This window comes from Alysiella sp. (assembly GCF_030525755.1).
In the GTDB taxonomy this organism is placed as follows: Bacteria; Pseudomonadota; Gammaproteobacteria; order Burkholderiales; family Neisseriaceae; genus Simonsiella.
Genome location: NZ_JAUNEC010000063.1, coordinates 1 through 7,900, shown reverse-complemented (window position 1 = coordinate 7,900; position 7,900 = coordinate 1). Strand labels below are relative to the sequence as shown.

9 protein-coding genes are annotated in these 7,900 nt (G+C 45.8%); 5 read left to right on the top strand and 4 right to left on the bottom strand.

Annotated features, from left to right (window positions below; translation table 11 throughout):
- On the top strand, positions 1-1,016 hold a 1,016-nt coding region (ychF, locus tag Q4B82_RS08865), incomplete at its 5' end, for a redox-regulated ATPase YchF (protein ID WP_303066096.1).
- A 68-nt stretch (positions 1,017-1,084) separates the two neighbouring features.
- On the opposite strand, the gene rfaD is transcribed toward ychF, so the two are convergent.
- On the bottom strand, positions 1,085-2,089 hold the full coding sequence (rfaD, locus tag Q4B82_RS08860; protein ID WP_303066095.1) for an ADP-glyceromanno-heptose 6-epimerase: 1,005 nt from the start codon (positions 2,087-2,089) through the stop codon (positions 1,085-1,087).
- 132 nt (positions 2,090-2,221) lie between these two features.
- Between rfaD and Q4B82_RS08855 the strand changes: the two genes are divergently transcribed.
- The 3 genes from Q4B82_RS08855 (at position 2,222) to Q4B82_RS08845 (ending at position 4,339) form a co-directional block, all read left to right on the top strand.
- The gene (locus Q4B82_RS08855; RefSeq protein ID WP_303066094.1) at positions 2,222-2,758 is read left to right on the top strand and encodes a shikimate kinase; all 537 of its coding nucleotides are present in this window, start codon (positions 2,222-2,224) and stop codon (positions 2,756-2,758) included.
- Positions 2,758-3,837, top strand: coding sequence for a 3-dehydroquinate synthase (gene aroB / locus Q4B82_RS08850; RefSeq protein WP_303066097.1), 1,080 nt, complete (start codon positions 2,758-2,760; stop codon positions 3,835-3,837). Before Q4B82_RS08855 ends, aroB begins: the two co-directional genes overlap by 1 nt.
- A gap of 82 nt (positions 3,838-3,919) precedes the next feature.
- Entirely contained in the window at positions 3,920-4,339 is a 420-nt protein-coding gene (locus tag Q4B82_RS08845; RefSeq protein ID WP_303066093.1) for a ProQ/FINO family protein, read from the top strand.
- Positions 4,340-4,655: 316 nt separating this feature from the next.
- Here Q4B82_RS08845 and Q4B82_RS08840 read toward each other — a convergent pair whose 3' ends face one another.
- A complete protein-coding gene (locus Q4B82_RS08840) occupies positions 4,656-4,787 on the bottom strand; it encodes a hypothetical protein (RefSeq protein WP_303066092.1) in 132 nt (43 codons plus the stop codon).
- On the opposite strand from Q4B82_RS08840, the gene Q4B82_RS08835 reads away from it, so the two are divergent.
- Entirely contained in the window at positions 4,786-6,150 is a 1,365-nt protein-coding gene (locus Q4B82_RS08835) for a DEAD/DEAH box helicase (RefSeq protein ID WP_303066091.1), read from the top strand. The two genes, Q4B82_RS08840 and Q4B82_RS08835, sit on opposite strands and share 2 nt — an antisense overlap.
- A 306-nt stretch (positions 6,151-6,456) precedes the next feature.
- Here Q4B82_RS08835 and Q4B82_RS08830 read toward each other — a convergent pair whose 3' ends face one another.
- Positions 6,457-7,038, bottom strand: a complete 582-nt coding sequence (locus tag Q4B82_RS08830; protein WP_303066090.1) for a formyltransferase family protein — start codon at positions 7,036-7,038, stop codon at positions 6,457-6,459.
- A partial coding sequence (locus tag Q4B82_RS08825; RefSeq protein ID WP_303066089.1) for an ABC transporter ATP-binding protein occupies positions 7,029-7,900 on the bottom strand: 872 nt, incomplete at its 5' end. The genes Q4B82_RS08830 and Q4B82_RS08825, both read right to left, overlap by 10 nt.

Here is a 7,900-nt window from a genome sequence, read left to right as displayed (position 1 = left end):
GCATTGAGGCGGCAAACTACCCATTTTGCACCATTGAACCCAATGTAGGCATTGTGGAAGTCCCCGACCCACGCATGGCAGAATTGGCAAAAATCGTCAATCCACAAAAAATGCAGCCTGCGATTGTGGAATTTGTGGACATTGCAGGCTTGGTGGCGGGCGCGAGCCGTGGCGAAGGTTTGGGCAACCAATTTTTGGCAAACATTCGCGAAACAGACGCGATTGTGAACGTAGTGCGTTGTTTTGATGACGACAACATCATTCACGTTGCAGGCAAAGTTGACCCGATTGCCGACATTGAAACCATTGGCACCGAATTGGCTCTGGCGGATTTGGCGAGCGTGGAAAAAGCCATTTTGCGCGAAGGCAAACGCGCCAAAGCAGGCGACAAAGACGCACAAAAACTGGTCGCCATTTTGGAAAAACTGCTGCCGCATTTGAACGAAGGCAAGCCAATCCGCTCATTCGGTTTGGACAAGGAAGAATTGGCATTGCTCAAACCTTTGTTTTTATTGACCGCAAAACCAGCGATGTACGTTGCGAATGTGGCAGAAGACGGCTTTGAAAACAACCCCCATTTGGACAAATTAACCGAATTGGCAAACCGCGAAAACGCCCCCATTGTTGCCATTTGCGCCGCGCTGGAAAGCGAAATTGCCGAATTGGACGATGAAGAAAAAGCCGAATTTTTAGCCGAAATGGGCATGGCAGAGGCGGGCTTAAACCGTTTAATTAGAGCAGGTTACGATTTATTGGGCTTGCAAACCTATTTCACGGCAGGCGTGAAAGAAGTTCGCGCGTGGACAATCAAAAAAGGCGACACCGCCCCACAAGCGGCTGGTGTGATTCACACCGATTTTGAACGCGGTTTCATTCGCGCCCAAGTGATTGCTTATGATGATTTTATTGCGCTTGGTGGCGAAACCAAAGCCAAAGAAGCAGGCAAAATGCGTGCCGAAGGCAAGGAATATGTGGTGCAAGATGGCGATGTGATTCACTTCTTGTTTAACGTGTAAAATACCCGTAATCAAACAGGCTGCCTGAAAGTTTCAGGCAGCCTGTTTGGTGTGTGGGGTATGTTTTGTTAAAGATTGGTGTTTAAAAGCCATGCAATGTAACGCTTAACACCTTGTTCTACCGTAAGAAATTCATCAGTGTAGCCTGCTTCACGCAATTTTGTGATGTCGGCTTGCGTGAAACTTTGGTATTTGCCTTTCAGGCTGTCGGGAAAATCAATGTAGCGAATCAGCTCTTTGTCCACCAATTCAGCCAAACTCATGGGCGATTTGCCTTCTGCCATGCGACAGGCGTTCACGGTTGCTGCTGCCAAATCGTTAAACGGTTGGCTGCGTCCTGTGCCTAAATTGAAAATACCTGATTTTTCAGGATTATCCAAGAAAAACAAATTCACTTTCACAATGTCTTCCACGCTGACAAAATCGCGGCTGTGTTCGCCATTGCCAAATTGTTCGTATGCACCAAATAAATTCACAAAACCTTGCGTACGATATTGATTAAAATGATGAAATGCTACCGAAGCCATACGCGCTTTGTGCTGTTCGCGCATACCGTACACATTAAAATAGCGAAACCCCACAACTTGCGCGGTTAAACCCGATTTCAGGCGTTCGCGCACCACTTGGTCAAACAAAAATTTGGAATAGCCATACACATTAAGCGGTTGTTCTAATTCACGTTCTTCGCGGAAAATATCGCTTTTGCCATACACCGCTGCGCTAGATGCATACAAAAACGCAATCCGCTCATCTTGACACCAATCCAATAAATCTAATGTGTACTGATAGTTGTTTTCCATCATATACTTACCGTCATGATTCATGGTGTCGGAACATGCACCTTCGTGGAATACTGCGCGAATGTCATCATACGGAAATTGGTGTTCGCGGATTTGACGAATGAACTCGTGTTTGTCCAAATAATGTGCGATGTCGCAGTCGGCAAGATTGTGGAATTTGTCGCCATTACTTAAGTTGTCCACCGCAATGATGTTGGTAATACCACGCATATTCAATGCTTTAACGATATTGCTGCCGATAAAACCTGCCGCGCCAGTTACGATGATGGTCATTGTGATTTTGCCTTTTGCTGAATAAACGTGTTTATTGTAGCAGTTATGGGTATGGGTGTTTTGATTTTTCTTTCAGGCAGCCTGAAAACGGAAAAATCTGTACAAAATGCAAATTTAAGTTAAAATGCCCACATGGAAAATATGGCAAATAATTTAATTTTGGTTGGATTGATGGGCGCAGGAAAAACCACGCTTGGTCGTCAATTATCAACGCATTTTAACCGTCCTTTTTATGACAGTGACCATGTGATTTGTGAGCGTACGGGCGTAAGTATTCCCACCATTTTTGAAATGGAGGGAGAGCAAGGTTTTCGCCATCGTGAAAGCGAAGTAGTCAAAGAATTGTGTGCGATGCAACATATTGTTTTGGCAACGGGCGGCGGTGCAGTTTTGCGTGAAGAGAATAGGGTGGCATTGCGTCAAGGAGGTGTGGTTGTGTATTTGCATGTGCTGCCTGAAATTCTTTTTGAACGTACGCGTTATGATAATAATCGCCCACTTTTGCAGGTTGGAGACCCTTTGATGCGTTTCAGGCAGCTATATGAAGTGCGCGATAGCATTTATCGCGAAACTGCGCACATTGTTTTGGAGGTGGGTAAGGCAGGCAGTCAAACTACTTTACATAAATTGCTTAATGCAGTTCATGCTTATTGGGAGCAAACAAAGTGATGCAAACTTTAACGGTAGCAGCAGCGTCTCATGCTTATCCGATTTATATTGGTAGTAGATTATTGTCGCAATTTGAATGTTTTAAGCCACATTTGCATCAAAAAGCCGTTATTGTGAGTAATCAAACGGTTGCTGATATTTATGCAGGCAGCCTGAAACAATTATTGGATAAAAACGGTATTGAATACAGCTGTATGGTGTTGCCTGATGGCGAACAACATAAAAACCATGAATCTTTAAATCAAATTTACACCACGTTGTTGCAACAACGCGCCGACCGAAAAACCACTTTGATTGCTTTGGGTGGTGGGGTCATTGGCGACATGGCAGGTTTTGCTGCTGCAACGTATCAGCGTGGTATGCCATTTATCCAAATTCCCACAACTTTGCTGGCACAAGTGGATTCCAGCGTGGGTGGCAAAACTGCCATTAATCATCCTTTGGGTAAAAATATGATTGGGGCGTTTTATCAGCCACAAGCGGTTATTGCGGATATTGATGTGCTGCATACGCTGCCTGAACGTGAATTATCGGCAGGTTTAGCAGAGGTTATCAAATACGCTTTATTGGGCGATGTGGACTTCTTACTTTGGCTGGAACACAATATGGCGAAGCTCATGCAACGTGATGCTGATGCCTTAACGTATGCTATTCGCCATTGTTGTCGTATGAAAGCCGATATTGTGGCACGAGATGAAACCGAACAAAACGTGCGTGCTTTATTGAATTTAGGACACACATTTGGTCATGCTATTGAAACCGAATTGGGCTACGGTGTGTGGTTGCATGGTGAGGCTGTAGCGGCAGGAATGGTCTTGGCTTGTCATCTATCTGAACAGATGGGTTTGATTGGCAGACAGGATACCGAACGCGTCCAAGTCCTATTACGTCAAGCTGCATTGCCTGATGTACCACCCAAATTTGCATGGGAAAAATGGTTGGCGAACATGAGTCGCGATAAGAAAGTCCAAAATGGTACATTGCGTTTCGTTACATTGAAAAAATTGGGGCAAGCACAAATCAGTGCAATAAATGATATGTCACTTTTGAAAAAAGCCTTACATTTAGCCTTAACTTAAATTGAACAGGCATTTAATGATTAATCCGCTTTCAGGCAGCCTGAAAGCCCAATTATGACTTCTGATATAGGGAATCAATACCATGACCCAAGAAACCGCTATGGCAGCAGCACTCAAACACGCTGTGCAAACCATGAGCAAACGCAAACAAACTGACATGATAGCCGAACACATCTACAAAAAATACGATGTATTCAGCCGTTTTAAACCATTGGCAACAGGCATTGAAAACGAATTGATTGCAGCCTTGCCACAATTTGACCCACAAATGATTTTGCGTGTGTTGGGCAATCATTGTCGCCGTCCGCGTTACATCAAAGCATTGGCACGTGGTGGCAAACGTTTTAATTTACAAGGGCGTTTTCAAGGCGAAATCACAGCAGAAGAACAACAATATGCACAGCAACATTCTGTGATGCAAAAAAACGCAGCACAAACTGATGATGCAGCAGACCAAGCACAAGAGACCACAGTTGAAGTTGAAAAAGCACAACAAGCATAACGGCTGCTTACATCAAATCATGTTGTCTGAACCATTTCAGGCAGCATGATTGTTGTTATTTATGGTCGTTTCAAACTAACACAAACAAGGCGACAACGCCCACTGTGATACATACATAAGAGAGCTGGCAACGCCATATTATGCTTATTTTTAACGACCATAACCTTGACGAAATGTAAAAATGATTTATAATCCACATTTTATTTGAAGCCATCGTTTTCAACCAAAACTCGTTGCCCAAATGTGTAGGGCATTTTCTTTTTGCAGGTTGTCCGCGATGTAATTTACAGCGTATTCGCTGCGACAACTTTACTGCTCAATTTTGCGCGAAACATTCAGGCTGCCTGAACGCATTTTCGCCCACAAATTTCCCAAGTTCCCATGCTTCTGCGGCTGCCTGAAACCCCATCAGGCAGAATGTTGTTGTTTCCCCATTAGGCAAAAACATGACGATTCAATTCGCCGATTTAAATTTAGATAAAAACATTCTTTCCGCATTAAAATCAGCAGGCTACGACAGCCCCACCCCCATTCAAATGCAAGCCATTCCCGCCGCTTTGCAAGACAAAGACATCATGGCTTCCGCCCAAACAGGTTCAGGCAAAACCGCCGCATTCTTGTTGCCCAGTTTACAAAAAATCACCAAACGCAGCGAAAAATCAGGCAAAGGTCCTCGCGTTTTGGTGCTGACCCCCACACGCGAACTCGCCGCCCAAGTGGAAAAAAACGCACAAATTTACGCGCAAAACATGAAATGGGTACGCACCGTCACTTTGGTGGGTGGTTCATCTTTTGGTCAGCAAATCAAGGCTTTGAGTCGCCCCATTGACGTAATTGTGGCAACCCCTGGTCGCTTGATGGACCACATGCGCAGTGGTCGCATTGATTTTGACCGCTTGGAAGTGCTGGTGTTGGACGAAGCCGACCGCATGTTGGACATGGGTTTCATTGATGATATTGAAACCATTGTTGCCGCCACACCTGCCGACCGCCAAACTTTGCTGTTTTCCGCCACTTGGGACGGTGCAGTGGGCAAATTGGCGCGTAAATTAACGCAAAATCCTGAAATCATTGACATTGAACGCGAAGACAAACAAGGCAAAATTGAAGAGCAACTTTTGTATTGCGATGACAAAAATCACAAAAATCGCTTGCTTGACCACATTTTGCGCGATGCGAACATTGACCAATGCGTGATTTTCACGTCCACCAAAGCCATGACCGAAGTGCTGGCAGATGAATTGTACGAAAAAGGCTTTGCCGCAAATTGCTTGCATGGCGATATGCCGCAAGGTTGGCGCAATCGCACGCTGATGGATTTGCGTAAAGGGCGTTGCAAAATTTTGGTGGCAACCGATGTGGCGGCGCGTGGCATTGACATTCCCACAATCACCCACGTCATCAATTACGATTTGCCCAAGCAAGCGGAAGATTATGTGCATCGCATTGGGCGCACAGGACGCGCGGGACGCACGGGCTTGGCGATTTCCTTTGCCGAAGTGAACGAATACATGGCGGTGCATAAAATTGAGCGTTACATTGAACGCAAGCTGCCTGAAACCGTGATTGAAGGCTTGGAACCCACGCGCAAACGCAACAAAAATGCCGACCGCAAACCGCGTGGCAAAGGCGGTTTCGGTGGCAAACGCGAAGGCGACCGTTGGTCTAGCCGCAATGGTTCGGGCGACCGCAAACCGTATGGCGAGAAAAAATCGTTTGGCGGCAAACGTGAAGGCAGTTTTCGCAAAGAGGGTATGAAGAAAGAGAGTGGATTTAAGAAAAATCACAATCAGCGTTCACCCAAAAAATAGTGTAACAAAAATCAAAGCTGCCTGAAAACATCAAGGGTTTTCAGGCAGCTTTGATTTTATGGCGCAGCAGACATTTTATGGTTGTTGCCAATTATGCGTATATGGCAGGTGTTTTTGCTCTGTACGATTCATATTTGAAACGATTATAAAGTAACAGGCTACTTGATGCCACGCACGAAATTTCCGCATATTCCCCAATATAAATTCCCCTGAATTTTCTTTCACATCTTGCAACACCATTACAAAAACAAAAAACAGCAAAAACGACGACAACATCGCTTTTGCTGTTTTTTTGATTAACCACACTTAACCCGACAACTTTTTCAAAGTAAATGCAGGTTCAAATGTTGCCAACGTTTCATCTTGCACTTTGGGTTGAATGCTTTGCCAATCACGCAAATATTGCTGGAACAAACGCAAACCCAACGGCGCAAGTTCACGTTGCCACAAGGTTTGAGCCGTATCATCAGGTCGGATATGACACCAATCTTGCAACAAAATTGCCCCAGTATCCGCGCCATCGTCCATTTGATAGAGCGTTCCGCCTGTGATTTTCTCATTCATGTGGATTGCCCAACGTACCGCATCACGTCCACGATGTCTCGGCAATAATGACGGGTGGTAGCCGATTGCGCCTAATTTTGCCGTTTCGCGGTGTACTTGGCTGATAAACACATGGGCATGAGCCGCCAAAATCACATCGCTTTGGGGCAACATTGCTGCTGGTGGCAACACGTCAAACGCCAATACGCCAGCGTTACAGGCTGCCTGAAACAAGCGGTCATTTTGATTGGGCGCAATCACGGCAAGCACATCATGCCCATCATTCAAACATTGTTGCAAAAGCTGTTCAGCCAACCATTTTTGCCCGATGATGACTATTCGCATGAGTTTTCTCCCAAATATCGGAAACCTTGTACCGCTCGGAAATGTCCGCCATAGCCAGTTGTAATGCCCATATGTTTGCAACTTTGGGCTTTATTTTCGCCATGCAAAACCGCCGAAACCTGCGTCCACTTTTTATCACGCCGTAACGCATTGGCTAACGCTGGGTGCGATGTGTGAAACAAAGTCCGCATGGGTTTGTTGTAGCGATTTTGCCCCTGCCACCACATTTCACAACACGCATTCAAAAACTTCATGCCCACGCCAGCCCCTTGCCATTCGGGTAAAACGACCAAACGACACGCTCGCGCTTCCACCAAACCTTGTCGCGTGGAAAAGGCAATATGTGCCACAGGCTGACCGTTTACCAAGCCCATATAATGCGTTGCCGCAATCATGTGGGGCAATTTCAAATAATGATGCGGTTCAAACAATCGCCAGTCGGCTTGTTTGCACTGGTAAATTTCCAATTCAATGCGCGGTCTTTGCCTTTCCCACCCCCATTGAAATTGCCCCGTATCGGTGTCTAACACCCAATCGGGTTGAACCCAATCCAAAATATCGTGGTGGCACGACAACAAAACCACTTTGCCATGAGTGCGCCGCCATGCTTTGGCAAATGCCCCTGCACCGATTTGTGCGATTTGTCTGTCCACCACCGAACTGAACTCGTCCAAAACAGCAAATTCAGGGGCTTCACAAATCAAACGCGCCAAATTTGCGCGAAATTGCTCGCCATTACTCAATACAGAATAAGGGCGCAACCAAGTCGGTACAGTCCCCAAGCCCACAGACGCAAGCGCGGCGGTAACATCATTAAATGCGCCATTGGGCGAAATCGCGTCCACGATTGGCACGGTTTTAT